The following is a 26,063-nucleotide window of genomic DNA, read 5'->3' as shown; positions in this document are numbered from 1 at the left end:
ATTTTTCTAATCAAAATAGTAATAAACGAAAATCTAGATCATGTCTGAATTAAGCTCATTATATTGTAAAGTAAAAATCACAAAACCACAGCTTGAAAAGTTTTTAAACAGCCCGCTCGAAGATCCGGAATTAAATAAAAACTGGATCGATTGGTGGAACAGCCGCAAAATGTACTCAAAAATGGAATTAACTCCAGAATTACTGCGTACTTATAACGATGATACCAATGAAGAAGTTATTGACGGCTGGATTGATTATCCCGAAGCAATGGCTTTTTCAGATTATGATGAAGCTGCCGAAGAATGGCATTGGGGAATGATGTTTTTCAGCCAGAATTTTACAGAAATGATCCCCATGTTTGCTTTTATCATAAGCTTGGAAAAATACGTGATTGAAAGTACAGAAAACCAAGCAATTGTTTTTCCTTTCTTTTGGGGAGATGATGCTGTTCATGTTTATATTTATTTTGAAGATGGAAAAGCGATATTGAGTCCAAAAGCGCAGACTTTGAAAGATGTAAATCCGAAGTTTATAGAACAGACGAAAGATTTTCTCAACAAAAAATGGGATCAGATGGCGAAAGAAATGGATTTAGATAATTTGGATTAATGCATTTATGTATTTCGTTAAATTAAGTTATTATTATATACTTCAAACATAATCAAATGAAATTTTTCAAAAAGAAATCAATTCAAAATGAGAATAATTTTGATGACTTTCCTCCAATCGGAGGGCTTATGGTTTCTAAAATGGTTCTAGACAAAAATATGAAACCTCGATTTTTGTATCGTGAAAAAAGAACACGTCCCGAAGACAGCGGCTGGAGAGTTTTTACAGGATTTGAATCAGAAGAATACACTGACAATCCTGACAACAGCGGCATATATAATCCTTCTACCATTTTAAAAATTGACCCTTCGCTTAAAGATATCTTATTAAAAGGAATTGGTTCTGTTTATGAAAGATTAAGTGATGATTCTGGATGGTATAAAGTCACTGATTTTGATTTGGAAGATGATTATATGACTACTCACAAATTAACAGAAGAATGGACAATTGAAATCAACAACCTCTTTGAAAGAACAATTGAAGAAGATGGAACTTTATATTATACAACAGGAGACAAATCTATTAGGTTAATTATATGGAATTTACAAAAAAAGAAAGACGAACTTTATGAGGAATGCAAACATGATATTACTAATCGAGATGAAACTTTTTCTAAAACATTAGATCAATTTGAATTTTCCGATAGTCAAGTTTCAAGAATAGGATATCTGATACAAGAAAATGACGAAGAAAAAATATATAATGTACTTTTTGGTTTTACTATAATTGATAAAGAAGTACTTCAAACCGCTTTTTATTTTGATGAGGAAGAAGATTTCGATTGGGCAATCAATACATGGAAAAATATAAAATTACAAACATTGTAACATTTGAAACTGTAAATATAATCCCTACGGGATATTTTTTGGGACGCGTTTACATTATATCTACCGATATGTAACTCCTAACGGAGTATTTCGCAACAATTAAATCGGCAGAAAATATTGGTAGAATTTTGTGTATGATATCTATCATTAAAATCTAATTTTAAAAACTCCGTTAGGAGTTACATATCGGTAGAAAAAAATATTACACGCATACATTTTGTCCCGTAGGGACTTTATAAATTTTGATAACACAAATTTGTAATTCTCATGTACAAATTAAATGCAATAGAATATTACTTATTTTTTTGCCTATCAATAAAGAAAAAAAGTGATGCTCCAAATAAACTGACTGAAAGAATCAGTATTCTTATTGCAACAAGTTTTACATCTACATAACCTCTAAAATATCTAATTTCAAAGGCATTAGTGCTAACAAACTGTACCATGCAATAAATAAAAAAAAGGGCAAAAATTAAGGACAATATTTTATATATGAATCGGTTGTTCATTATTTTATATTAATTTGAGAGATATTTAAACATCTGCTTTGTCATTGTTAAATTCCTCAATTATTTTCGCTTCCTTTATTTTCTTTTTTTCTTCTTTCCTTTTCCTTTTTTCTTCAACAACAATTTTTGCATGCTGACGATTTATATTAAAAGCCCAAATAAAACAAATGAACCACCCCAATATTGTCCAGGCGACAAGTATATTTAAGATTAATAGATATTTACTATTTCTCTTTTTCCAGCAAATTATTGTTGGTATAAAATAAACAAACAGAACAACCATTCCGGCCATTAATTTTCCAACTGTTATATCGTTGTTTTCGAACGGAAGGCTGCTTTCACCAATTTGCATACCATGAACAAATATGGTAGAAATTAAAGCTGTAACAATAAAAATATTCTTTCTTTTCATTTATTTTAACTGCAAATATTACCTCAACAAAAACCCCATTCGAATCGACCCAAAAAAGTACCCCGTATTCGTATCATTAACATCGCCTTCTAATTCCCTTCCGCGATAAATAAAAGAATACGACATATTGAAGTTATTGTGTCGGTATTTTAAACCAAACTCGGCATTAAAACGAAGCGGAACCAAATCGAAAGTTATCGGACTTGTATCATTAAACATACTTCCTTCGATTGTGGCATCATAAAACTGATAATTAACGCTCGGCATGGCGTAGAAATAAAACTCTCTAATATTTGGCTGCGCATTTGCACTTACCGAAGCATCGTGAAGATTGGAATCGTAAATTGGAGTCAGTCTCTTAAAACCAATTCGGGTTAAAAATCCCGTTGAAACTCCTGTAAAAATAGTTCCCAAATTTGCTTCAGACTGAAAATGAAGATCTATAAAATCGTTATGTTTCGATGGAAATAATTTCTTCGAATACATAACGTGCGCCTGAACCGCCAAAGCATTATGAAGCTGATTGTCCCACCCGTAAACTGTTTTATAGCCAATAAGTTTATGAAAACCTTCCTGCGTTTCTTCTCCAAAAGCATTCGGCCCCATATATCCCAATTGAAAATCCGTTTTTAAAACCGATTCACTTTGGTAGAAAAAGCTTTTTCCGGCTTCTGCAAAAAGATATCCCGTAAAAGGACGATCGTTTACATCAACCGCTTCTTTATTAATAAATCTCGGATTGTAGATATATTGCCCAATCCTGAATTCGGTTATTTTTTTATTGATTTTCTCGTTTTCATTCTTAGATAAAAACCGATAAAAAATCTCCAAACCATTGGTATAATACATGTCGTTTTTAGACGAAGTATATAAATCATTGTCGGTTATAAAACCTATTTCTTTAGTTTTTCCTTGTCCAAAAGTTAACGTTGAAGTCAAAATCAGAAAAGCAAAAAATGCTTTTTTATTTCCCATCCCCGCTATAATTGATTTTCCCTACGTAACGCATCTCGCGCACAATTCTTTCTTTTCTTCTGTTAATATAACTTGACGAACCTGTAGCTTTAAATTTTCTCGGATTTGGTAAAATTGCCGCAATTCCCGCAGCCTGCATTGGTGTTAAACTCGAAGCATCTCGACGATACCAATGTTCTGTCGCCGCATACGCGCCGTAAACTCCATCGCCCATTTCGATACTATTTAGGTAAACTTCCATAATACGTTCTTTACCCCAAATAATCTCAATTAAAACAGTAAAATAAGCTTCAAGACCTTTACGGAAATAACTTTTTCCCTGCCATAAAAAGACATTTTTTGCCGTTTGTTGCGAAATTGTACTTCCACCTCGAATTCTGCGTCCGCGTTCGTTGCTTTTATAGGCTTTTTGCAATGCTTTAAAATCAAAACCATTATGCGTTAAAAAAGTTCCGTCTTCACTTGCGATTACTGCTTTTTGTAAATTCATCGAGATTTTATCAATTGGTTCCCAATCGTGATCAAAATAAACTTCTTTTCCGTCCATTTTATTTTCGATGGCACGAATAAGCATTAAAGGCGTAAAAGGCACGGGAACGTATTTAAAAAAGATAACCGATCCTATCGAAATTCCGAAAAACCACAACATAGTTTTGATCAAAAACCATTTTACTTTTTCTCCAAAAGAACGGTTTGATTTCTTCCCAGACGTTTTTGGTTTTGGTTTACTTCCGGTTGTTGTTTTTTTTGGTGCTGGTTTCTTCGCTGCTGCCATTATATTAAATCTGCTAATTCGGTTTTACGAAATTTATTTTTTACGCCTTTCAGTAAAATTATTTTTTCATTACTTTGAAAGATTCTTTTTTATCATCTTTTGTCAAAACAATCAGATAAAGACCTGTTACATAGTGTTTAAAATCAATAACGACTTTTGAATCTGAATATTTTTTACTGCTTAATAATTGTCCATTTAAATTATAGATTTCAACATTCGAAATTATCGAATTGCCTTCGATATTTAAAACACTTTCAACTGGGTTTGGGTAATATTTGAAATTTTGGTATTCATTTTCTTTAACGGCCAGAGTGGCAGTCTGGTTAAAAATAAGATTATCTACAAAAGCATTATCTCCAGAATCTGACTTACCAATATGCTGTAACGAGATTCGAATATCTGAACCTACATAAGGTGTAAGGTCAAACAAATATGTTTCGTATGTATCACTGCTGCTTGTTGACGGCTGAATTACGTCTCCAAAAACATTTCCATTTATCACTACCCTAAACATAGATTCTTTGTTTGAATTAACGAAAGTCTGTCTTAAATCAAAACGCATAAACAAACTGCTCGTATTCTTTGCATCTAATTTCATGTTTATTTTTGAAATACTGCTTGGATTAGATTCCCAAACAACATCATCTGGTGCACTTATTTTTTTAGTAGTACTTGGAGGATTTTTCCATTCGCCTCGACCATTTCCTCTTAATATTACAACTTTATTGTCTGAATTAAGAGGGTCGATTTCTACTTTCGAACTGTTATCCGAAGATCCTTCTAAAATTACAGCATCAGAAACTGTATCAAAATTATACTTCGTAACTTCTACATTTCCATTAACAGTGTTTGTATATCCTTCTTTTAATTCAAGATTATCAGTAATAAAATCTGTACCGCTAAACTCAGAAGAACTTAATAAAAAACTATAATCTCCAGAAATAATAGGTGTAAAATAATAGATGTAATCATTATAATTGTACTCGGTCATTCTTTTCCCTATAGCTCCTAATGTAGTATCCATATTGTAGATATTTTGTCCTCTTCCTGCAGTCACGCCTATCCCTTGTGTATGGAATTCATAACTGCTTCTTGCTTTTAGACTAAACTTATAAGTTGTACCGGCAACTAAACTAAACATTGGAGAAAACACTTGAAGCTGACTACTTTTTAAATACAAATAATTCGTATCATCAAATCCTGATCTCATATATTCCGGACTAAAGTAATAAGTGCTGGCAACGGATTTATTTTCAAGTATAACATTACCTTTAAGCAGTTTGAAACCATCCGGAACTATATTTGCTCCGTATGAACTTAGATTATCAAATTTTTCGAGCCAAGGCACTGTTTTAATTTCTGAGGTTGTTTCCATTTTTCTTGGCCCAACCACAATTGAATTTCCATCAGAACATGTTGTTGTAAAATAAAAATCGTAAGCGTTTACTGTTTGTAAATTTGAAACCTTTATACCATTTGAATTTGCATTTAAAATCGTTCCTGTTCCAGGAATAAACCCTCTAGAACCGTACTCAACCTTAACATTTTGAGGCACTTTATTTTTAGAAGTCCAATTTATTTGTACTGAATTACTGCTGTTGTCTGAAAACACAATATTTATCGGTTCGTAACAAGAAAATGCTTCGCCGTAATGTATATCATCTATTAAAACAGTATTAGAAACCGATGATTGTGCTGGATCATCTAAATGTTTAAACATTATATGTTTATTTTCACCTTTATATTCAGAAAAATCTATATCGAATTCTTTTCCATATTTAGGCAGATCCTTTAATTCCTGAATAGTTATCGTTTTATAAGGTTCAAACGTAGATAAATCAAGAGGATTTTTTATAGTTCCGATAACTAAATCGCCTGAATTCGAATTAGGTTGGTAATTAAGCCAAAATTTTATCTTTTTATTACTATCAAAATCTTCTAAATAAGGGGATATTAAATAGGCATCTGCTTCTTTATTTTGTAAATAAAAAACATAAGGTGTACTGTTAATATTATATACACTATATTCACTAAGCTGCGAGTAAATTGGTTCACTTCGTGTCCAGCAAAAGTTTGGAATTTCAAAAAAGTTTGGCTTATAACTGTCAAAATTCTCATCAAAAGGAGCTGATTTTGTACAGCCTATTTTAAAAGCATATTTATCACTCCATTTTCCTGCCATGTTTTCTTCACAATAGGCTCTAACTCTGTATTCATATATACCTGCATTTAAACCTTCTACATTAAATGGATTTGTTTTCACGCTGATTACAGTTCCAGTTCCTTCTGCAAAACCTTTTAATCCGTATTCTATATCCCAGCTGTATGATTGTTTCTTAACATTATTATCTTTCCAGTCTAATGCTGCGCTCATTTCTCCAGATTGTCTTGCTCCTAAATTACTTGGTCTTGGACAATCATTTTCCGAGTACGCAAAATCGTCTATGAAGAAACCAGTCAATCTCTGATTAGTTATACTTTGTTTAAAACCTATAAACTTGTCGGTTCCAAAATAATTAGAAAAATCGACCTCATAATTTAACCATTTGCTTTTATCTGCATTTGAAATTTTAATTGTTTGATAAGCTTTAAAAGTAGTATAGTCTTCAGGATCAGAAAGAGTTCCGATAATAAGTTCTACAGGACTATCATTAATCTGCGTTGATGTAAACATCCAAAAATTAATTTTTTTATAATTATCAAAGTCTTTTAATCTTGGAGACACAAGAACAACGCGGTCTGTTTTTTCTCCGGGACCCGGAGGATAAACTACATCTAATTGATTTGTAAGCAGAATCGAATTTGAACCACTATGAACCGTTCCAGGACCTCCGGAAGTAGCTGTATTTACTTTTATAAAACTGCTTTTTTGGTAGTATCTTAAATTAAAATAAGGTGTAATTCGAGTCCAGCATCCATTTTTGTCAAAAATTGTGTTTTCAAAGTCATCATTGAAACCTGCCGTTATACCTAAACATTTTGTTCTGAAATAACCTTTATCTGACCAGTCACTATAACCTGCACCACATTTCGCACGAACATAAAAATCATATTCCGTCGCATCTAAAAGTGACTGCGTTAATGTAATAGTAGAAGAAGAAGCATTTACCAAAATCCCATTTCCGTGAACAAATCCTTTTGGTCCATATTCTACCTGCCATTCAGAAGCCGGTTTATAACTTTCCCATTTAACCGTTGCAAAGTCATAATCAAAATCAACAGTAACAGGATTAATCGGTTCTACACAAGAAGGCGCTTTTTCATAGATAAAATCATCGATACTAAAATTAGAATTAGTCTCATTATTGTATCTGATAGCGATATAATGATGATTGTTGCTTTTTAAATAATTATCTAAATAAATGGTATGTTCTTTCCAAAGAGATAATTTATTTGGATTACTAAGCTCATTCATTTCTGATGGCAGAATGTTTTTTAACGGAATAAAAGTTGTCTGGTCTTTTGGGTCAGACATTGTACCAATAGTCAACGATGAATTATTGTAAGTATCTTCACCACTATAGGCTAAAAGACTAAATTTAATTCTCTTATCTGCATCTAAATCTGCAATATAAGGAGTAATAAGATAGGCCTTATCAACATTTAATTTTGATACAAATTTAGCAAACGCTATTGCTGTTTGTCCCGTTTTAGGGGCTGGCTGTGAGTTCCACCCGGTATTCTCTAAATTAGTTTGAACCAAACAATTATTGGCAATAATACTCCAGCAAGGATCGACATATTTTGCTACTTCAAAAGAAGTACTGTAACTTCCTGAAATAACGGTACACGGTGTTTTAAAACTAATTGTTTGGGTCCAATTCGAAAACAAATCATCAATACAATTAGCACGCACTTTTACCTCATAGTCTGTATTTCCAACTAAATTATTTAAAACAAATGGACTACTTTGAATATTAAAAGTTTCTGTAGTATGTTTTACAACATTAGTCAAACTAACCTCAAAATTATTCTGATTTTGGGAATCAAAACTTATCTTAATCGAATTTTCCTTAATATCTGTTACAGCAAAATTAGACTGATCATAACAGTTCGCAGCCGTTTCATAACTAAAATCATCTAAACGAACACTTGGACTGTTCGCTCCGTAATACTTGCTTTTAAATAAAAATACGATGTATTCATCATTACTTTTATAATTGTTAAAGTAAATAGTATGCTGCTGCCAACCGCTACCTGTTTTAACCTCGGCCGGGGCAAGCAGGTGAAAAGTACTTAAATCATTTGGATTTGTCATTGTTCCAATCAGCAGTTCACCACTCGGTCCATAATTATTAGTCCAGAATTTTATTTTTCTGTTAGTTGCTATATCATTGAACTTAGGAGATACAAATGCTACATGCGAACCTTCTTGATAATTATAATTTGACATAAAAACTGCTGATCCCGCCTCATTTGAAGCACTGTGATTATCATAGTTGGATATAGAAATCCCTGCGTCACTTGAGCTGTTTTTATAAATCAATCCCCTCCATTCTAAATTTGTTACTGATTTATCATTAAAATTTGTTGAATAACCAACTGAAAAAACTTTATCACTTGTGGCAAATATTGTTTTAATTTGTGACCAGTCTGTCCAGGCAAACCCAGAAAGATCATCTAAAAGATATTGTTGCCTTACCCTGAAATCATATCCAATTAGAGGATTTGTTAAAGTAAAACGATAAAAGTTAATACCTGTTCCTGAAACAGTTATAACTTTACCTTGGCCGGGCTTAAACCCTTGTGGACCATATTCAAATAGCCATTGATTTGTTTTGTAAACATTATAATCATGATATTCAACCAAAACCTCACCGGTCAGCGAAACCGTAACATCAAAATTTGCATCGGCAAAATTTGATTCTGTTTTATGGTTAGCATGAGTAAAAAGAAAATTAAAAAAAGAAAACAGAACAATAAAAGTAGTTTTTTGCATGTTTGGCTCTTGTATTGGTTAGTTGTTTTTGGTGGTATTATTTATATTAAATCTGCTAATTCTGTTCCTACTAAACTGCCTATTGCGACTCCCATTCCGCCTAAACGTACTCCACAAAACACGTTTTCAGACAATTGAGAAACAACAGGATTCTTACTATTTCCAATTCCCATAATACCGCTCCAACGGTGCGCAATCTGGAAATCCTGATTTGGTAAAATTACATTTTTCAGCAACTCTTCCAATTTATTTTGAACAATTTCTGTCTGACCAAATTCGGTTGTTGTTTCTGTTTCAAAATCTAGGTTTCGGCCTCCGCCAAATAAAATCCGGTCGCCAATATTTCTGAAATAATAATAACCTCGGTCTAAATGAAAAGTACCTTTTATATCCAGATTTTTAATAGGTTCTGTAATTAAAACTTGAGCACGCGCGGGTTTCACCGCTCCGTTTGTCAAAGTATTTGCAAAACCATTTGTGGCAAAAAGTAATTTATTAGTTTTAAAACTAAAATCGTTCAGCACCACTTCAACATGGTTTCCAGCATCAGCATAAGAAGTTACGGTTTGCTGATTCAGGATTAAAATATCTGCCGAAACCGCTTGCTTCAATAATTCCTGCATCATATTTCCGGTATCAATTTGCGCTTCAAACGGATTAAAAATTAAATAATCCTGAATATTTCCAAATCCAAAACGGTCGGTTTCTTTAGAAAAAACATCGGCTTTAAAAAGCGGTTTTAAAATTTCATTTATAAAATGCAGTTTCGAAATACATTCACTAAACCCAAATTCATCTTCTTTCAAAAACAATTCATATCCGCCGTGAGGTTTAAAATCAATTGCCTGATCTCCTAATCTTTTTCGGAGTAACTGCAAACCTTTCCAGCGTTTTTCGATAAGTGCGACAACATCTTCTTCTGAATGTGTTTTTAAATCATCTAAAATTTCAGAAAGACTTCCGAAACAGGCAAAACCGGCATTTTTTGTACTCGCGCCCTGTGGCAGCATTCCTCTTTCGAGAACCAAAATTTTCGCAGCAGGAAATCTTTCGCGTAAGCGTAAAGCACTATGCAGGCCAACGATACCGCTGCCCACAATTGTATAATCAATATCTGTGAACCAGTTTTTTAGTTCCCAATAACTAAATTCCATTTTTAGACTTTTTTATAAAAATAATGATTTTTTTGAACCATATAAGTAATATAAGTTCATTTAAATTTAGTTTTAAAACATTTAATTTTTAAACCAACCATTAAGAGATTAAGTTATATTAAGCGTTGCTTTCTTAATTTAATTTAACTTAATCTCTTAATGTAAAAAAAAGAAAAAACATTGATAATGTTTAAATGAAATTACATTACTTATATGGTTTAACCCTTTTTAACATTTTGTTGCAAAATTATATTCGTATTTTTAGCGCACAAAAAAATAGAATTTTTATTATGAAAAAAGTATTATTAACAACCTTAATAATGATGAGTTTAAACGCTATCGGGCAGAATGTTATGTCTCCGGAATTGTTATGGAAATTAGGCAGAGTTACTCCGCTTGGAATTTCTAAAGATGCAAAAAATGTAGTTTTTAAGGTTTCAACGCCTTCTGTAGAAGAAAACAAATCGCATTCTAAATTTTATACTATTCCTGTAAACGGAGGAAATGCAGTTGAAATTAAAGATACTAAAGACGTTTTAGCAGATAAAAATGTTTCGCCAGACGGAAAATATTTAGTTTATAATGAAGAAGTAAAAATCGACAATGTTTTAGGCAAAGATTTTTATCCGAAGTTAGATAAATCTGATGCTCAAATTTATGATGGTTTAGATTATCGTCATTGGGATACTTGGAACGAAGGAAAATTTAATCATGTTTTTTATAAAGAAAACAAAGACGGCGCAAAAGGAATCGACATCTTAAAAGGTGAAACTTTTGATTCTCCGCAGAAACCTTTTGGCGGTGACGAAGATTATATCTGGTCGCCAGACAGCAAAAGTATTTTTTATGTGTGCAAGAAAAAAGCAGGAACGGCTTATGCAGTTTCTACAAACACGAATATTTATGAGTACAATTTAGAGACTCAAAAAACAACGAATAAAACCGAAGATAATTTAGGTTACGATACGGCTCCACAATTTTCTCCAACAGGAAATTTATCTTGGCTGCAAATGAAACGTGACGGTTACGAGTCGGACAAAAACGATATTATTGTTGAGTTTAAAGGAATCAAAACGAACTTAACAGCAAATTGGGACGGAACTGTAGATAATTTTATCTGGAGTAAAGACGGAAAAACGGTATTTTTTGTTGCGCCTATTGACGGAACAAAACAACTTTTCTCTGTTAATTTTCCGGGTTTAACTAAAATCGCGATTCAAGTTCGTCAGTTAACAAATGGTGATTTTGACGTAAATGATTTAGTTGGTTTTTCTGGAGATGATATCATCGTTACGAGAACAGATATGAATCATGCTGGTGAGATTTTTTCTTTTAATTTGAAGAAAAACACTTGGAAACAATTATCTAACGTAAATACTGAAACGTATAAAACTTTAGCATTAAGCAAAACAGAAAAACGTTACGTTACGACAACCGACGGTAAAAAAATGTTAGTTTGGGTTATTTTACCTCCAAACTTTGATGCTTCTAAAAAATACCCAACTTTATTGTTCTGTCAAGGCGGACCACAAAGTGCGTTGACACAATCGTATTCTTTCCGTTGGAATTTCTCTTTAATGGCGGCAAAAGGTTATGTAGTTGTGGCACCAAACCGTCGCGGTATGCCGGGACATGGTGTTGAGTGGAACGAACAAATTAGTAAAGACTGGGGCGGACAAGTTATGGACGATTACCTTTCTGCAATTGATGATGTTGCAAAAGAAAGTTATGTTGACAAAAGCCGTTTAGGATGTGTTGGAGCAAGCTACGGTGGATATTCTGTATTTTATTTAGCCGGAATTCACAAAAACCGTTTTAAAACTTTTATCGCTCACGATGGTGTTTTCAATACTGTTTCAATGTTAGGGACAACTGAGGAAGTTTTCTTTAACAACTGGGATTTTGGCGGTGCTTATTGGGAAAAAGATAATGCTGTGGCTCAAAAAGCTTACACTACTTTTAATCCGGCAACTTTGGTTCAGAACTGGAACAAACCAATTTTGATTTTCCAGGGAGGAAAAGATTTCCGTGTGCCAATTGGACAAGGACAAGAAGCTTTCCAAGCGGCGCAGTTGAGAGGAATCAAAAGCCGTTTTGTGTATTTCCCAGATGAAAATCACTGGGTTTTAAAACCTCAAAATGCTCAGGTTTGGCAAGGCGAATTTTTTAAATGGCTGAACGAAACGCTATAATCATAAAATTAAAATAAACTTAACCGCAGTATTATTTATATAATCTGCGGTTATTTTATTTTTAAAACCTTTGAATTATGTAAATATTTGATTTGCATTTACTTTTCTTAAATGGAAATTTTAAATAAATTGCAGGGAATTGTAATTTTAGTAAACTTCGTAAACGCCAAATAAACACTATGGAAAGCAAAAAAAGTTATACAGCACTTAAGGTTTTATTCAGTTATGTTGCATTGCTTGCTTTGGTGGTTACTGTGGGATGGTTTCTATATTCTGAAAATGTGGTTTACAACAAACTCGAAGACAAAATTGCCCAAGAAAAAACCAAAATTCTCCGCGTAAGTAAATTGTTTTCGAATGTTTATAAAACAGAAAGTTTAGCGAGAAAAACAATTCAAACCAATTCTGAAACTGATTTTAAAAGTTATCTTATTGAAACCGATTCTTTAAAAGCCAGAATTGATACTTTAAAACAAATCGTTACTACAGAATATCAGAAAGTTTTATTAGATAGTGTAAATTATTTACTGTCTGAAAAAACAGAAAATATCCGACAATTAAAAACGATAAAAAACAAAGCTGAAGATGAAGTTTCGGTCAATAACGCTATTGACGAAATTACCAAAATGGAGTTTAATCTTCGAAAACTGGAACTTCAGGATTTTACCAAAAATCCAAATGACTTAGGAAGTTATCAGCGTAACGTACTTCAGAAATATGTGGATTATTTAAATCAGAATATTCCAGATGACAGTACAAATACGTTGAGTAAAAAAGCTTCGGATTCAATTTTGGCCAATTCTAAAAAACTGCTTAGCAACGTAAAAGAAAAAGCCGAAAAGAAAAAAGAAACGCTGAATTTTGAGGAAAATAAATTACTGAAAAACGAAATTGCCATTTCGGAACAGCTTCGAAAAGTACTTCGAATTATCGAAAGGGAAATTATCATCAATTCGATAAAAAACAATTCTTTAAAAGAAAAATCACTTAAAAAAGTCAACGAGATTGTAACGGCTTCGGCTATTGCGGGTTTAATTTTGACTTTGTTTTTTTCTGTTTTAATTGTGAGTGATTATTCGAAATCTCAGTTGTATAAAAAACAGCTTGAAATTGCGAATTTCAAAACCAAGAATTTATTAAAAAGCCGTGAACAGTTAATCTCGACCGTAAGTCACGATTTAAAAACACCTCTGAGTACGATTGTGGGTTATTCAGAGCTTTTGGGCAATTCTGATGTTAATACGAAACAATCGTATTTCATTAAAAACATCAAAAATTCATCTGAATATATTACACAGCTGGTTCAGGATTTATTGGATTTCTCCAGAATTGAAGCCGGAAAAATTACAATTGAAAAAGTTCCTTTTTATCTTCCTGAACTTATAGAAGATACAGCGAGAAATATTCAAACGGTTTACAAAGAAAAAAACATTGATTTGATTATTAATGTAGACGATAAATTGCACACGAGAGTTGTTGGCGATCCATTTCGACTGAAACAAATTTTGACCAATATTATTGGAAACGCTTATAAATTTACTGAAGAAGGTCATATCAAAATCAGTTCGTATGTGAGCGAAAATGAAAACTTTTTTATCATTACGATCGAAGATACGGGAATTGGAATTGAAAAAGGAAATCAAAAATTAGTTTTTGAAGAATTTGCTCAGGCGAATGAAAATATCGAAAAAAAATATGGCGGAACTGGTTTAGGCCTTTCCATCTGTCAAAAGATAATTTCGTTTATGGGCGGAAGAATTTCTTTGGAAAGCAGCTTCGGAAAAGGAAGTACATTTGAAATAAAAATTCCTTTAATTTTCGATCAAAGCGAAATTACAGTTGAAGAAATAAAAAGAAACATTGCAAGAAATACGACAAAACAGACTTTCGTAGTAATTGACGATGATATTAATCTGCTGAATTTAACCAGCGGCGTTTTAAGACAGGAAGGACATCAGGTTTTATCTTTTAGCAATGCTGTAAAAGCATTAGAAGCGATCCGGAATACTAATTTTGATTTTGTGATTACTGATATTCAAATGCCGGAAATGGACGGATTTATGTTTTTGAAAAGTCTTCGAAATTCTGAAAAAGATATTTATAAAAATCAGCCTGTAATTGCTTTAACCGGAAGAACAGATTTAGATGCCGCCGTTTATGATGAAGCCGGTTTTACAACGGTTGTAAATAAACCCTATTCGCCAAAAATATTACTGGAAACAATTCAGCATATTCTGGACCATGATACATTGCCAAAAGCTGCAATAAATGAAGTTGAAGAAACGGTTTCTTCCCAATTGTATACTTTAGATACTTTGAAAGAGTTTTTAGGGAATGATCAAAATGCTTTAAATGATGTATTGAAAGCTTTTATAATAAGCAGCAACGAAAATTTAGAACTGCTCGAAAATGCTATTACTGAAAAAAATGTTCCTGAAATAAATTCGATAGCACATCGTATTGCGCCCATGTTTAGACAAATAGAGGCGCGCGATATTGGCACTCTATTAAAAACACTGGAACAAAATAATCTTGAAATTGCAGATTCGAGAGATATTTTTGAAGCGCTTAAAGCAAAAACAAATAAACTTTTTGTTCTTTTAGAACAAGAAATCGTTTAATCGATATTGTAGTGCTTTAATTTATTGTAAAGCGTTTTTCTGGTAATTTTAAGCAGTTTAGCCGCTTCCGATTTATTATTCTGTGTTCTGTTCAAAGCTTGAATAATGGCTTCTTTTTCATTATCTGATAAAGAAAAACTACCGCTAAAGCCTGCTTGTTTCTGAGATTGGAAAAATTCAATTGGCAAAACATCGCTTTCGATAAAATCCCCCTGCGTTAAAAGTGTGGCACGTTTTACACAGTTTTGTAGTTCACGTAAATTTCCCGGCCAGTTGTAATTTTGGAAAATAGAAACTACTTCCGGAGAAAATCCAATAATGTCTTTATTCAACTGCTGATTGGCTTTTTCAAGGAAATAATCGGCAAAAACCATTAAATCTTCGTCGCGATCTTTTAAAGATGGAGACTGTATAGAGAATTCGTTGATTCTATGGTATAAATCTTCTCTAAAATCGCCGTTTTTTACTGCCTCACGTAAATCTTCGTTTGTGGCTGTAATAATGCGGATATCAACGTTTATTTCTTTATTGCTTCCAACAGGCTTAATTTTTCTTTCCTGAAGTGCACGCAATAACTGAATTTGGTTTTCGTATGAAAGGTTTCCTATTTCGTCCAAAAAAAGAGTTCCGCCGTTTGCTGCTTCAAAATATCCCATTTTGTCGCTGATTGCTCCGGTGAAAGATCCTTTTAAATGTCCGAAAAATTCGCTTGCCGCCAGTTCTTTTGGAATGGCTCCGCAGTCGACTGCAATAAAGTTATTGTTTTTTCTATTACTTTGCTGATGAATACTTTTTGCAATAATTTCTTTTCCCGTTCCGCTTTCGCCGATAATTAAAACCGACATATCTGTTGGACTTACCAATTGAATATGATCTAAAAGTTTTTTTGAAGCGACAGAAATTCCGCGTACAAATTCATTTTCAGCAGAAACTGGTTTCTTTACCGATTTTTTTTGTTTAACGGGAGCTTCGTTTTCTTCTTCAATTTCTGAAGTTTTCAATGCATTTGTAATGACCAATAAAACCTCATCTGGATTAAAAGGTTTCGAAATATAATCGGCCGCACCGTTTTTAATTGCTTTTACAGCTGTATTAACATCAGAATATCCCGTCATTAAGATCACCGGAATTTCAGGATGTGAATTTTTAATCTCTGACATAAGTAGAATTCCGTCAGAATCAGGCAAACGAAGATCTGTCAAAATCAAATCGAAAGATTCGTTTTTGATTGCCGATCTGGCTTCTGACGCAGAAAATGCGATACTTACTTCGTATTGGTTTTTTACTAGAAATTTCTCTAATAATTTGCAAAACGAAATATCATCTTCTATTACTAATATCTTTGACATGTGACTGGAGGGACTTTTTTGCTAAAATAATACTATTAAAGTTATAATTTCTTAAAATTATGCGAAAAAAAAAGAGATTGCACAATGCAATCTCTTTTTCACCAAAAACATAAATCTAATTTCACCTAATTATATCTTCAACCAGTTGCCATTGACATCTGAATACACAGTAGCCTTTTGGTCACCAACCGATATTTCTAATTTGTATTCTTTTTTATCATTAACATACGCTTTTTCCAGTTTTGCATTTGGATAAGCGGTTTGCAGAGCAGTCTTTACAGCTGCCGGAACAACATCTGTGCTAATTTCAGTGTATTCTGTTTGAACAGAAACCGTCGTTTTTACTTTATTTGGAGTTATCTCTGCTATTGCAGGAATTGATAAACATCCTAAAAGAATAGCTGCTGAGATGGCTAACTTTTTCATATTGCTCTGTGTTTAATTATTTTTTAATGATATTTCCCGAAGCATCAGTAAAAAAAGTATATTTCTTACCTTCTTTTGAAATTTCAAGTTTGTACTCGTCTTTAGCATTTTTCCATGCTTTTTCCAGTTTAGAACCTACAAACGATTTTTCAATTGTAGATTTTACAGCTGCCGGTACGGCATCTGCAGCAACTTCAGTATATTCATCCTGAATGTTTACTGATTTAACTACTGAATTTGATTGTGATGGAGCTGCTGCCTGAAGAGACAAACCTCCTAAAATAATCGCTGCTGATAAGATTAACTTTTTCATAATGCTTTAAGATTTAGAGTTATTATTTTTTAAGAATAGTTCCTGCGGCATCAGTATAAACGATTGATTTTTCGCCTCTTACTGTAACCTCAATTTTATATTCTTTTTTCGAATTCACATAAGCTTTGTCCAATTTTACACCTGGATAAGCTTCATCAAGAGATTTTTTAATCGCAGCTGGTACAGCGTCGACTTCTTTATAATCATCCTGGTAGTTTATTGTGTTTACTGTTGTGGTGGTTAAAACAGTATTTTCTGCTTGCATTGACAGTCCTCCTAACAGGATCGCTGCCGATAATATTAGCTTTTTCATAATAATAGTTTTTTAGGGTTAGCTTTTTATTTTTTTACCCACGATCCATCGGCGTTAGCATAAAGAGAACCTACTTTGTCTCCCACTGTTACTTCTAATTTGTATTGAGAAGCACTGTTTTTGTATGCTTTATTTAGTACTGCGTCTGGATAAGCTTTTTTAAGTGCATCTGTTACCGCTGCCGGTACTTCTGTCACATTAATTTCAGTATAATCATCTTGAAATGATACTGCTTCTACGATAGTATTTGTAATTGGCGAAGTTGAAGCAAATGATGTTAAACCTCCCAAAACGATTGCGGCTGATAAAAATAAATTTTTCATGATAATTATTTTTTAATATTCGTAATTTAATTTTCGTATTCTTAATTTGGATTTTCACGGTGCACAGGATTATTTTTTAATCCAGGTTCCGTCAGCATTAGCAAAAAGATTTCCTACTTTGTCGCCTACTGTTACATCCAATTTATATTCTGACTTTTCATTTTTGTAAGCTTTAGTAATTACTGCGTCAGGATAAGCTTTTTTCAAAGCTTCAGTAATTGGAGCTGGTAATTCTTCTAATTTAATTTCAACATAGTCGTCTGCAACTGAAACAACTTTTACAATAGAATTCGTTATTGGAGAAGTTGAAGCAAATGATGTTAAACCTCCTAAAACGATCGCGGCTGATAAGAATAAATTTTTCATAATGTGTATATTTTAAATAGTTAATAGTTTGTTTTACACTTTAGATAAAGAAACTATTATGCCGAAAACCAAACATTCCACTCAAAACCCTATTAAAGCCTGTAAATAAAGGAATTACTTAAAATGTGCCAGAAATTGAAATGGTGTAAAAGTGTGTAATCTGTAGAAGAAGTGTGTAAAAAGTACACACTTATTGTGTATACTAAGTGTTTCTTCTATTAAAAGTGCAGTCGTTTAAATTCAAATTTTGTCAGGCTGAGAGAAGTCGAAGCCATTATGTATGATGCGAGCCTTCGACTTCGCTCAGGATGACATTAGTTTTCAAAATAGAATTATTTTTTAAAAAACAAAACCCGACAACTTTTAGAAAGTTGTCGGGTTTTAAATTTGATCATAACTAAAGCTGTCGAAAAATCGACAGCTTTAGTTATTTATTATTCCTCAATAGGTTTCATTTTGAAAGTATCCATAAATGCAGTTGTATAATCTCCTGCGATATATTTTGGATCATCCATTAATTGTCTGTGGAAAGGGATTGTAGTTTTCACACCTTCAATTACAAATTCGTCAAGAGCTCTACGCATTTTGCTGATCGCTTCTTCACGAGACTGCGCAGTTGTAATTAACTTAGCAATCATTGAATCATAATTTGGCGGAATGCTATATCCTGAGTAAACGTGAGTATCTAAACGAACTCCATGTCCTCCTGGCATATGAAGCGTAGTAATTTTTCCTGGTGAAGGACGAAAATCGTTATAAGGATCTTCAGCATTAATACGACATTCGATAGCGTGTAATTCTGGTAAGTAATTTTTTCCTGAAATTGGAATTCCGGCAGCAACCATAATTTGCTCACGAATTAAATCGTAATCAATTACTTGTTCCGTAATTGGGTGCTCAACCTGAATACGAGTATTCATTTCCATGAAATAGAAGTTTCTGTGTTTGTCTACAAGAAATTCTACAGTTCCAGCTCCTTCGTATTTAATGAATTCAGCAGCTTTTACAGCAGCTTCTCCCATTCTTGTACGTAAGTCATCTGTCATGAAAGGCGAAGGTGTTTCTTCAGTAAGTTTTTGGTGACGACGTTGAACAGAGCAGTCTCTTTCAGAAAGGTGACACGCTTTTCCGTAAGAATCTCCAACAACCTGAATTTCGATATGACGTGGTTCTTCAATAAGTTTCTCCATGTACATTCCGTCATTTCCAAAAGCGGCAGCAGCTTCCTGACGTGCACTTTCCCAAGCTTTTAAAAGCTCTTCTTCTTTCCAGATTGCACGCATTCCTTTTCCACCACCACCAGCAGTAGCTTTCATCATAACTGGGTAACCAATTTCAGCTGCTGTTTTTTGTGCATGCTCATAAGAATCAAGTAATCCGTCTGAACCTGGCACACAAGGAACTCCTGCAGCTTTCATTGTAGCTTTTGCAGAAGCTTTATCTCCCATTCTGTCGATCATTTCAGGAGCGGCACCAATAAATTTGATTCCGTGCTCTTGACAAATTTTCGAGAATTTAGCATTCTCAGAAAGAAATCCATATCCTGGATGTATTGCGTCTGCGTTAGTAATTTCTGCAGCAGCAATAATATTTGACATTTTTAAATACGATAAGTTACTTGGAGGAGGTCCAATACAAACCGCTTCGTCAGCAAATTTAACATGTAGACTTTCTGCATCGGCTGTAGAGTAAACTGCTACAGTTTTGATTCCCATTTCTTTACATGTACGAATTACACGAAGTGCAATTTCTCCTCTATTCGCAATTAATATTTTTTTAAACATCTTATTTTAATTAGATAATTAGACAATTTGATAATTAGATAATTTTAGATGGTTAACAAAATTTTCTTTCGAATCCTTCTAAAATCTAAAATCTAAAATCTAAATTTATTTATGATGGATCTACTAAGAATAAAGGTTGATCAAATTCAACTGGAGACATATCGTCAACAAGAATTTTTACAATTTTACCTGAAACTTCTGATTCGATTTCGTTGAATAATTTCATTGCTTCAATTACACAAAGAACATCACCTTTTGCGATAGTGCTTCCTACTTCTGTGAAAACTGGCTTATCTGGAGATGGTTTTCTATAGAATGTTCCAATGATTGGAGATTTTATAGTAACATATTTAGAATCTGCAACAGCAGGCGCTTGTGTTTCAGCAGCAGTATTTACAACTATTGGAGCTGTAACTTGCGGTACAGCTTGCGGCAATGCAGCCTGAGCTGGTAATTGCTGTACATAAGTAGTCTCAGTAACATTTCCTTCTAAAGTTGTTCTTATAGTGATTTTTACATCATCCATTTCTAACTTTACTTCCGCAACTCCCGAATTTGCTACAAATTTGATTAGGTTTTGAATTTCTTTTAAATCCATAATGATTCGTTTTTAGTTTTAATTTATTTTTTATCGTAAGCCCATTTTAAGTAAATAGATCCCCAAGTGAATCCACCACCAAATGCAGCAAAAATAACATTATCTCCTTTTTTAAGCTTATCTTCAAAGTCAGCTAATACTAATGGTAAAGTTCCAGAAGTAGTATTTCCATATCTTTCGATATTAACTAATACTTTAGATTCTTCTAATTCTAGTCTTCCGGCTGTAGCATCAATAATACGCTTATTCGCCTGATGCGGCACTAACCAATCAACATCCTGATTTGTTAAATTGTTTCTTTGCAGAATCAATTCGCTTGCATCAGCCATATTAGTAACAGCAAATTTGAAAACTGTTTTTCCATCTTGCATAATATTGTGCTGTCTGTTTTTTACAGTTTCTTCGCTTGGCGGAATCAAAGAACCTCCAGCAGGAATTTTAAGAAAATCGCGTCCTACACCATCACTTCTTAAATATTCATCCTGCAAACCTAAACCTTCATAATTTGGTTCAAATAATACTGCTCCAGCTCCATCACCAAAAATAATACAAGTTGCTCTGTCTGTATAATCTACAATTGACGACATTTTATCGGCACCAATTAATAATACTTTTTTGTATCTCCCAGATTGTACATAAGCCGCAGCAGTCGACATTCCGTATAAGAAACTTGAACAAGCTGCCTGCAAATCGTATGCGAATGCGTTTGTAGCTCCAATGTGTGTTGCAACATAAACTCCTGTAGAAGCCACCATCATATCTGGTGTTGCTGTTGCCATAATAACCATGTCAATTTCTAAAGGATCGATATTAGCTTTTGCTATTAAATCCTTTGCTGCTTGAATGGCAAGGTACGACGTTCCTTTGTCAGCATCTTTAAGAATTCTTCTTTCTTTAATTCCTGTACGAGTGGTAATCCATTCGTCATTGGTATCTACCATTGTTTCCAAAACTTTGTTAGAAAGTACAAAGTCTGGAACGTAGCCTCCAACAGCGGTAATTGCGGCTGTGATTGTATTCATTATATTCTATTATTTCCTTTCAAATATTATTATTTGAAAAATTTTTAAAAGACTTGAAAATTACAAAAAAAAACGAAGCGAATTTGCCTGTATTTTCTTAAAAAACGAAAATTATAACCAACAAAAAAAACTCTCACTATGTGAGAGTTCCAGTATAATTTACAAAAACGTATTAAGCAACCGCTTCAGATTTATCGATAACAACTTGCCCTCTGTAGTACATTTTACCTTCATGCCAGTAAGCTCTGTGGTATAAATGTGCCTCACCTGTAATAGGACATGTAGCGATTTGAGCTACAGTAGCTTTATAATGTGTTCTTCTCTTATCTCTTCTTGTTTTCGAGGTTTTTCTCTTAGGATGTGCCATTTTACTATATTATTTATCCGTTAATAGTTTCTTTAATTTTTCCCAACGCGGGTCAATATCTTCTTCTTTATTACTCTCTTCCTTCTGTTCTTTTACACTTAATTCATTCAATTTTGTTAAAGCTTCGGTTTGTAATGTACCGTCTTTAACACCAGGATGAATTCTTTTTTGAGGCACCGAAAGTGCAATCATTTCATAAATGTATTGTGACACATCTAATTCATGTTCTCCATGCGGTAAAATCAACAATTCTTCATTATCATTATTGAACTCATCTCCAAAACGAACAATTAACTTCATTTTCCCCTTAATAGGTAAATCAAAATCTTCGCCGGTTAAATCACAAGGCACATTTACTGTCCCTTTGTGTTTGAATTCTAACTCTAACATTGTGCTTTTCTTATCGAAAACCAAACTCACTTTAATATCTGAACTTTGAAACTCTTCATAGTCAAAGTCCTTAAAGAACGTGTTATTTATTTGATACTCAAAATGGTGTTTTCCTAGCTTTAACCCTATAAAAGGAATTAAAAATTCTTTTGATTTGCTCATTTCAACATCAATTTGTTTAATTCAAATACAAAACTACATATCTGAATTGGGGTGCAAAGATATAAAATTATTATAAATCTAATAATCTTATTCACCTTTTTTTGTTTATAACTGTTTTTCTTTTATTTTAAGAGGTTTTTCGCTAATCTCCTCATACTGATTACGCGAGCGAAAAATATCAAGCGCAAGGTAAACTGCTTCTTTAAACGAATTAAAATCGGCCATGTCTTTTCCTGCAATATCATATGCTGTGCCGTGATCTGGCGAGGTTCTAACCTTATTTAATCCGGCAGTATAATTAACTCCTTTTCCAAACGAAAGCGTTTTAAACGGAATCAATCCCTGATCGTGATACGTTGCTACAATAGCATCATATTTCTCATATTGACCGCTTCCAAAAAATCCATCGGCAGAAAATGGACCAAAAACCATCGTACCGCCGTCAAATATTTTCTTCAAAACCGGTTTTAAGATTAAATCTTCTTCTTTTCCAATAACTCCACCGTCGCCGCTATGAGGATTTAACCCTAAAACTGCAATCTTTGGTTTTACTATACTAAAATCCTGAATAAGGGATTTTCTGATGGTTTCGATTTTTCTGGTAATTAATTCTTCTGTTAAATGAGATGAAACTTCATTTAACGGCACGTGATCTGTTAACAAGCCAACTCTTAAATTATCCTGAACCATCATCATCAACGCATTTCCTTCTAATTCCTGATCCAGATAATCGGTGTGTCCGGGAAATTTAAAATCTTCTGACTGAATATTATATTTATTAATTGGCGCTGTAACTAAAACATCAACAGAACCTTCTTTTAAAGCTTTAGTCGCTGCTACAAAAGATTTTATTGCGTACTCGCCAATTTTTTCATTGTTTGTACCTAAATTAATATCTACTCCTTCTCTCCAAAGATTCAATACATTTACTTTCCCCGGAATTACCTGATCTAATTTATCAACACCATGAAACTGTACGGTTGAAGTAAAACTTTTTTTAACAAAAGAAAGGATTTTAGCATTTGCAAAAATAACAGGTGTACACAATTCTAACATTCGGGAATCTTCGAATGTTTTTAGTATAACTTCGCTTCCAATACCGTTTAAATCTCCAACTGAAATTCCAACAATTATATTTTCTGCTTTTTTATTCATGAGCTCAGCTTATTTATTACTAATTTTGATGTGCAAATTTAGTAAAATAAAACTACAATGTTTACAGGAATTATTGAAACCCTTGGAAGAATCCACGAAATACAAAAAGACAAAAACAATCTGCATGTTACTGTTGAGTCATCGATCACTAACGAATTAAAAATTGACCAAAGCGTTTCGCATAACGGAATATGCCTTACGGTTGTTGCTATAAAAGATTCACACTATACTGTTACTGCTGTTGAAGAAACGATTTTAAAAACCAATATTGGCGACTGGAAAGCTAATGATATTGTAAATTTAGAAAGAGGAATGAAACTTGGCGACCGCCTTGACGGACATATTGTGCAGGGCCACGTAGACCAAACCGGAACATGTACCAAAATTGAAGAAGCAAACGGAAGCTGGAATTATACTTTTGAATACGATCAAACCTTAAATAATATTACTATTGAAAAAGGATCGATTACTGTAAACGGAGTGAGCTTAACGGTTGTCAATTCTAAAACAAATGAATTTAGCGTTTCGATAATCCCTTATACTTTTGAAAATACCAATTTTAAAGATTTTAAAGTAGGCACTAAAATAAATTTAGAGTTTGATGTTGTTGGAAAATACATTTCAAGACTTTACGCTATAAACAAATAATCAAGAAAAGTTACTGCATAAAAAAAGCTTCAATTAAATTGAAGCTTTTTTTATTTTGTTTCGATATATAATTGTCATTCCTAAAACGAATCCTGCTGCAATTAGATACGGTATATGATCATTAATTGGCAGTCCCGGAGGCGGTATTTCATCATCAGTTGTAGATGCTGTTCCTGATGTTTTAGCTGCTTGGGGCGGCGGTGGCGGCGTGTTGTCAGCTAAAGTGACCGACACACTCGATACAATTAAAAAAAGTGCTAATAATATATTCCTTATCTTCATAGGTTAAACGTGCTGAAATTCAATAAATAATACTAGGGGCAAATATTTTTATAGAGATACATCACAAAAATGTTATCTACACGGAAATTCTTTGGCAAAAGTATACGATTTTTACAAAAAAACAACTTTAAAATCAATAAAGTGATGTAAAAATAATATACGTAATACTGAGGGACTTAGATCTAAAAATAGCAAAATTCAGATAAAAAACATCTAAAATTCTATTTATTTTCTTCATTTTCCTCCCTCACAAAACATATATTAAACTCTGTATTTCAGATATTTATTGTACAGAAACTCAAATATTAAATCCAAATGAGGTTTTAAGCCGGAGTTTTAAATTTCTTAAAAAACGCAGCAAGATATTTTTTTTAAAAAAACTGACTAAATTTCAATAAGTCAGAAAGAACTGTAGTTTAAACCGCTGAAAAAAAATTAAATTCTTTCTTTTTCAAATTCTAAGAACAATCAAATATTTCTGAATTAATATATTTGCATTCAATAAATCCATAACAAAAGATCTTAAGACTTTTTTTTGAGTCAAAAACAGCCATTAATAAATGAAAAATAAATATACAGTTGGAAGTTTGTATGCAGGCGTAGGCGGTATATGTTTAGGTTTTGAAAAAGCTGGTTTTAATTTGAAATGGGCCAATGAGTTTGACAAAAAGGCCTGCGTTACTTATAGAAACAATTTCAAACATAATCTTATTGAAGGCGATGTGATGGATCTTGACGTAAAAACGCTCGAACAAGTAGATATTTTAACTGCCGGTTTTCCTTGTCAGCCTTTTTCACTTGCTGGTCACCGAAAAGGTTTTGATGACAGAAGAGGAAATCATTTTTTTAAGATTCTGGATTTCATTGACGAAATAAGACCCAAAGTGGTTTTTCTTGAAAATGTAAAAAATCTAAAAGGTCACGATAAAGGAAATACATTAAAAGTTATAAAAAGCGAAATTAAAAAGCGAAATTATACTTTTGACAGTTCTATTTTAAACACAAAAGATTTTGGAAATACGCCACATAACAGAGAGCGACTTTTCATGATTGCTTTTGATAAAGACTTCCTAAATAATAAAAGTTTCAAGTTTAAATTCCCCGAAAAGGAACAATTAACGAAGTCTATTAAAGATTTAATTATTACAGAAAAAGTTTCTGATAAATTTTATTATGGCGAAGAGAAGTATATGTACAATAAATTGAAGGAAGCGGTTGTAAACAAGAATCACATCTATCAATTTAGAAGACAATATGTTAGAGAAAACAAATCCGGCTTATGTCCTACTCTAACAGCCAATATGGGAACGGGCGGACACAACGTTCCGATCATTACAACCGATTTTGGTTTTAGAAAACTGACTCCAAGAGAATGTTTTAGACTTCAGGGCTTTCCTGACGATTATAAACTGCCCGCAATTTCAAATTCAAGCTTATATAAGCAAGCAGGAAATTCGGTTAGCATGCCGGTTATTCAAAGACTGGCTGAAGAAATTTTTAAGGTTATCGAAAAAGTCGAAGCAAAAGAAAAGAAGAAAGAAAAAGTATAAA

At 33.0% G+C, this 26,063-nt stretch carries 24 protein-coding genes; 6 read left to right on the top strand and 18 right to left on the bottom strand.

Annotation, left to right across the window (positions count from 1 at the left end; translation table 11 throughout):
* The first annotated feature begins 40 nt into the window (after positions 1 to 40).
* Positions 41 to 610: a hypothetical protein gene (locus tag J2Y38_RS15775; RefSeq protein ID WP_309844310.1), complete on the top strand. Its 570-nt coding sequence runs from the start codon at positions 41 to 43 to the stop codon at positions 608 to 610.
* A 56-nt stretch (positions 611 to 666) separates the two neighbouring features.
* Complete coding sequence (locus tag J2Y38_RS15770) at positions 667 to 1,437, top strand: DUF2185 domain-containing protein (RefSeq protein WP_309844308.1); 771 nt, start codon at positions 667 to 669, stop codon at positions 1,435 to 1,437.
* A 534-nt stretch (positions 1,438 to 1,971) separates the two neighbouring features.
* Here J2Y38_RS15770 and J2Y38_RS15765 read toward each other — a convergent pair.
* Genes J2Y38_RS15765 through J2Y38_RS15745 form a run of 5 tightly spaced genes read right to left on the bottom strand, consistent with a single transcriptional unit; the run spans position 1,972 to position 10,201 of the window.
* Positions 1,972 to 2,358 (bottom strand): superinfection immunity protein, encoded by a 387-nt coding sequence (locus J2Y38_RS15765; protein WP_309844306.1) that lies wholly within the window; start codon positions 2,356 to 2,358, stop codon positions 1,972 to 1,974.
* A gap of 18 nt (positions 2,359 to 2,376) precedes the next feature.
* Complete coding sequence (locus J2Y38_RS15760) at positions 2,377 to 3,333, bottom strand: lipid A deacylase LpxR family protein (RefSeq protein WP_309844304.1); 957 nt, start codon at positions 3,331 to 3,333, stop codon at positions 2,377 to 2,379.
* Complete coding sequence (mtgA, locus tag J2Y38_RS15755; protein WP_309844303.1) at positions 3,323 to 4,108, bottom strand: monofunctional biosynthetic peptidoglycan transglycosylase; 786 nt, start codon at positions 4,106 to 4,108, stop codon at positions 3,323 to 3,325. The genes J2Y38_RS15760 and mtgA overlap by 11 nt, the downstream gene beginning before the upstream one ends.
* A gap of 58 nt (positions 4,109 to 4,166) precedes the next feature.
* Complete coding sequence (locus tag J2Y38_RS15750; protein ID WP_309844302.1) at positions 4,167 to 9,047, bottom strand: T9SS-dependent choice-of-anchor J family protein; 4,881 nt, start codon at positions 9,045 to 9,047, stop codon at positions 4,167 to 4,169.
* Positions 9,048 to 9,088: 41 nt separating this feature from the next.
* Positions 9,089 to 10,201 carry an FAD-dependent oxidoreductase gene (locus tag J2Y38_RS15745; protein WP_309844300.1) on the bottom strand — a complete coding sequence of 371 codons (1,113 nt, stop codon included), beginning with the start codon at positions 10,199 to 10,201 and terminating at the stop codon, positions 9,089 to 9,091.
* Between the two features lie 290 nt (positions 10,202 to 10,491).
* Here J2Y38_RS15745 and J2Y38_RS15740 point away from each other — a divergent pair, with 290 nt between their 5' ends.
* The gene (locus J2Y38_RS15740) at positions 10,492 to 12,393 is read left to right on the top strand and encodes a S9 family peptidase (RefSeq protein ID WP_309844297.1); all 1,902 of its coding nucleotides are present in this window, start codon (positions 10,492 to 10,494) and stop codon (positions 12,391 to 12,393) included.
* Positions 12,394 to 12,572: 179 nt separating this feature from the next.
* Entirely contained in the window at positions 12,573 to 15,014 is a 2,442-nt protein-coding gene (locus tag J2Y38_RS15735) for an ATP-binding protein (RefSeq protein WP_309844294.1), read from the top strand.
* Here J2Y38_RS15735 and J2Y38_RS15730 read toward each other — a convergent pair.
* The 12 genes from J2Y38_RS15730 to pdxA form a co-directional block, all read right to left on the bottom strand.
* Complete coding sequence (locus J2Y38_RS15730; RefSeq protein WP_309844291.1) at positions 15,011 to 16,363, bottom strand: sigma-54 dependent transcriptional regulator; 1,353 nt, start codon at positions 16,361 to 16,363, stop codon at positions 15,011 to 15,013. The two genes, J2Y38_RS15735 and J2Y38_RS15730, sit on opposite strands and share 4 nt — an antisense overlap.
* A 129-nt stretch (positions 16,364 to 16,492) precedes the next feature.
* On the bottom strand, positions 16,493 to 16,789 hold the full coding sequence (locus J2Y38_RS15725; RefSeq protein ID WP_053473298.1) for a hypothetical protein: 297 nt from the start codon (positions 16,787 to 16,789) through the stop codon (positions 16,493 to 16,495).
* 16 nt (positions 16,790 to 16,805) lie between these two features.
* Positions 16,806 to 17,102: a hypothetical protein gene (locus J2Y38_RS15720; protein WP_309844288.1), complete on the bottom strand. Its 297-nt coding sequence runs from the start codon at positions 17,100 to 17,102 to the stop codon at positions 16,806 to 16,808.
* A 22-nt stretch (positions 17,103 to 17,124) separates the two neighbouring features.
* On the bottom strand, positions 17,125 to 17,415 hold the full coding sequence (locus J2Y38_RS15715; RefSeq protein WP_056208572.1) for a hypothetical protein: 291 nt from the start codon (positions 17,413 to 17,415) through the stop codon (positions 17,125 to 17,127).
* 26 nt (positions 17,416 to 17,441) lie between these two features.
* On the bottom strand, positions 17,442 to 17,738 hold the full coding sequence (locus tag J2Y38_RS15710) for a hypothetical protein (RefSeq protein WP_309844285.1): 297 nt from the start codon (positions 17,736 to 17,738) through the stop codon (positions 17,442 to 17,444).
* A gap of 69 nt (positions 17,739 to 17,807) precedes the next feature.
* Positions 17,808 to 18,104 carry a hypothetical protein gene (locus J2Y38_RS15705; RefSeq protein WP_180856913.1) on the bottom strand — a complete coding sequence of 99 codons (297 nt, stop codon included), beginning with the start codon at positions 18,102 to 18,104 and terminating at the stop codon, positions 17,808 to 17,810.
* Between the two features lie 434 nt (positions 18,105 to 18,538).
* The gene (gene accC / locus J2Y38_RS15700; RefSeq protein ID WP_073485519.1) at positions 18,539 to 19,888 is read right to left on the bottom strand and encodes an acetyl-CoA carboxylase biotin carboxylase subunit; all 1,350 of its coding nucleotides are present in this window, start codon (positions 19,886 to 19,888) and stop codon (positions 18,539 to 18,541) included.
* A 109-nt stretch (positions 19,889 to 19,997) separates the two neighbouring features.
* Positions 19,998 to 20,486 carry an acetyl-CoA carboxylase biotin carboxyl carrier protein gene (gene accB / locus J2Y38_RS15695; RefSeq protein ID WP_309844281.1) on the bottom strand — a complete coding sequence of 163 codons (489 nt, stop codon included), beginning with the start codon at positions 20,484 to 20,486 and terminating at the stop codon, positions 19,998 to 20,000.
* A gap of 23 nt (positions 20,487 to 20,509) precedes the next feature.
* Complete coding sequence (locus tag J2Y38_RS15690) at positions 20,510 to 21,508, bottom strand: beta-ketoacyl-ACP synthase III (RefSeq protein WP_053473305.1); 999 nt, start codon at positions 21,506 to 21,508, stop codon at positions 20,510 to 20,512.
* A gap of 172 nt (positions 21,509 to 21,680) precedes the next feature.
* Positions 21,681 to 21,875 (bottom strand): 50S ribosomal protein L32, encoded by a 195-nt coding sequence (gene rpmF, locus J2Y38_RS15685; RefSeq protein ID WP_008465217.1) that lies wholly within the window; start codon positions 21,873 to 21,875, stop codon positions 21,681 to 21,683.
* 9 nt (positions 21,876 to 21,884) lie between these two features.
* The gene (locus J2Y38_RS15680; protein WP_309844256.1) at positions 21,885 to 22,427 is read right to left on the bottom strand and encodes a DUF177 domain-containing protein; all 543 of its coding nucleotides are present in this window, start codon (positions 22,425 to 22,427) and stop codon (positions 21,885 to 21,887) included.
* 105 nt (positions 22,428 to 22,532) lie between these two features.
* Complete coding sequence (gene pdxA, locus J2Y38_RS15675) at positions 22,533 to 23,582, bottom strand: 4-hydroxythreonine-4-phosphate dehydrogenase PdxA (RefSeq protein ID WP_309844255.1); 1,050 nt, start codon at positions 23,580 to 23,582, stop codon at positions 22,533 to 22,535.
* Between the two features lie 57 nt (positions 23,583 to 23,639).
* On the opposite strand from pdxA, the gene J2Y38_RS15670 reads away from it, so the two are divergent.
* Positions 23,640 to 24,230 (top strand): riboflavin synthase, encoded by a 591-nt coding sequence (locus tag J2Y38_RS15670; protein WP_309844251.1) that lies wholly within the window; start codon positions 23,640 to 23,642, stop codon positions 24,228 to 24,230.
* Between the two features lie 33 nt (positions 24,231 to 24,263).
* Here J2Y38_RS15670 and J2Y38_RS15665 read toward each other — a convergent pair whose 3' ends face one another.
* Positions 24,264 to 24,464 carry a hypothetical protein gene (locus J2Y38_RS15665; protein ID WP_309844249.1) on the bottom strand — a complete coding sequence of 67 codons (201 nt, stop codon included), beginning with the start codon at positions 24,462 to 24,464 and terminating at the stop codon, positions 24,264 to 24,266.
* A gap of 608 nt (positions 24,465 to 25,072) precedes the next feature.
* Here J2Y38_RS15665 and dcm point away from each other — a divergent pair.
* Positions 25,073 to 26,062: a DNA (cytosine-5-)-methyltransferase gene (dcm, locus tag J2Y38_RS15660; protein ID WP_309844247.1), complete on the top strand. Its 990-nt coding sequence runs from the start codon at positions 25,073 to 25,075 to the stop codon at positions 26,060 to 26,062.
* The last annotated feature ends 1 nt before the right edge of the window (position 26,063 follow it).

Origin of the sequence: Flavobacterium sp. 2755 (genome assembly GCF_031455715.1) — a bacterium.
GTDB lineage: Bacteria > Bacteroidota > Bacteroidia > Flavobacteriales > Flavobacteriaceae > Flavobacterium.
The sequence above is the reverse complement of the archived record's forward strand: the minus strand, read 5'-3'. Positions and strand labels throughout refer to the sequence as shown.

Bases quoted from the DNA above. Each gene is read 5' to 3' on its own strand.
- J2Y38_RS15745 (WP_309844300.1), bottom strand. From the start codon at position 10,201: ATGGAATTTAGTTATTGGGAACTAAAAAACTGGTTCACAGATATTGAT.
- rpmF (WP_008465217.1), bottom strand. From the start codon at position 21,875: ATGGCACATCCTAAGAGAAAAACCTCGAAAACAAGAAGAGATAAGAGA.
- mtgA (WP_309844303.1), bottom strand. From the start codon at position 4,108: ATGGCAGCAGCGAAGAAACCAGCACCAAAAAAAACAACAACCGGAAGT.
- J2Y38_RS15680 (WP_309844256.1), bottom strand. From the start codon at position 22,427: ATGAGCAAATCAAAAGAATTTTTAATTCCTTTTATAGGGTTAAAGCTA.
- J2Y38_RS15710 (WP_309844285.1), bottom strand. From the start codon at position 17,738: ATGAAAAATTTATTTTTATCAGCCGCAATCGTTTTGGGAGGTTTAACA.
- J2Y38_RS15735 (WP_309844294.1), top strand. From the start codon at position 12,573: ATGGAAAGCAAAAAAAGTTATACAGCACTTAAGGTTTTATTCAGTTAT.
- J2Y38_RS15765 (WP_309844306.1), bottom strand. From the start codon at position 2,358: ATGAAAAGAAAGAATATTTTTATTGTTACAGCTTTAATTTCTACCATA.
- J2Y38_RS15730 (WP_309844291.1), bottom strand. From the start codon at position 16,363: ATGTCAAAGATATTAGTAATAGAAGATGATATTTCGTTTTGCAAATTA.
- J2Y38_RS15705 (WP_180856913.1), bottom strand. From the start codon at position 18,104: ATGAAAAATTTATTCTTATCAGCCGCGATCGTTTTAGGAGGTTTAACA.
- accB (WP_309844281.1), bottom strand. From the start codon at position 20,486: ATGGATTTAAAAGAAATTCAAAACCTAATCAAATTTGTAGCAAATTCG.
- accC (WP_073485519.1), bottom strand. From the start codon at position 19,888: ATGTTTAAAAAAATATTAATTGCGAATAGAGGAGAAATTGCACTTCGT.
- J2Y38_RS15760 (WP_309844304.1), bottom strand. From the start codon at position 3,333: ATGGGAAATAAAAAAGCATTTTTTGCTTTTCTGATTTTGACTTCAACG.
- J2Y38_RS15720 (WP_309844288.1), bottom strand. From the start codon at position 17,102: ATGAAAAAGTTAATCTTATCAGCAGCGATTATTTTAGGAGGTTTGTCT.
- pdxA (WP_309844255.1), bottom strand. From the start codon at position 23,582: ATGAATAAAAAAGCAGAAAATATAATTGTTGGAATTTCAGTTGGAGAT.
- J2Y38_RS15750 (WP_309844302.1), bottom strand. From the start codon at position 9,047: ATGCAAAAAACTACTTTTATTGTTCTGTTTTCTTTTTTTAATTTTCTT.
- J2Y38_RS15690 (WP_053473305.1), bottom strand. From the start codon at position 21,508: ATGAATACAATCACAGCCGCAATTACCGCTGTTGGAGGCTACGTTCCA.
- J2Y38_RS15715 (WP_056208572.1), bottom strand. From the start codon at position 17,415: ATGAAAAAGCTAATATTATCGGCAGCGATCCTGTTAGGAGGACTGTCA.
- J2Y38_RS15775 (WP_309844310.1), top strand. From the start codon at position 41: ATGTCTGAATTAAGCTCATTATATTGTAAAGTAAAAATCACAAAACCA.
- dcm (WP_309844247.1), top strand. From the start codon at position 25,073: ATGAAAAATAAATATACAGTTGGAAGTTTGTATGCAGGCGTAGGCGGT.
- J2Y38_RS15740 (WP_309844297.1), top strand. From the start codon at position 10,492: ATGAAAAAAGTATTATTAACAACCTTAATAATGATGAGTTTAAACGCT.
- J2Y38_RS15725 (WP_053473298.1), bottom strand. From the start codon at position 16,789: ATGAAAAAGTTAGCCATCTCAGCAGCTATTCTTTTAGGATGTTTATCA.
- J2Y38_RS15770 (WP_309844308.1), top strand. From the start codon at position 667: ATGAAATTTTTCAAAAAGAAATCAATTCAAAATGAGAATAATTTTGAT.
- J2Y38_RS15670 (WP_309844251.1), top strand. From the start codon at position 23,640: ATGTTTACAGGAATTATTGAAACCCTTGGAAGAATCCACGAAATACAA.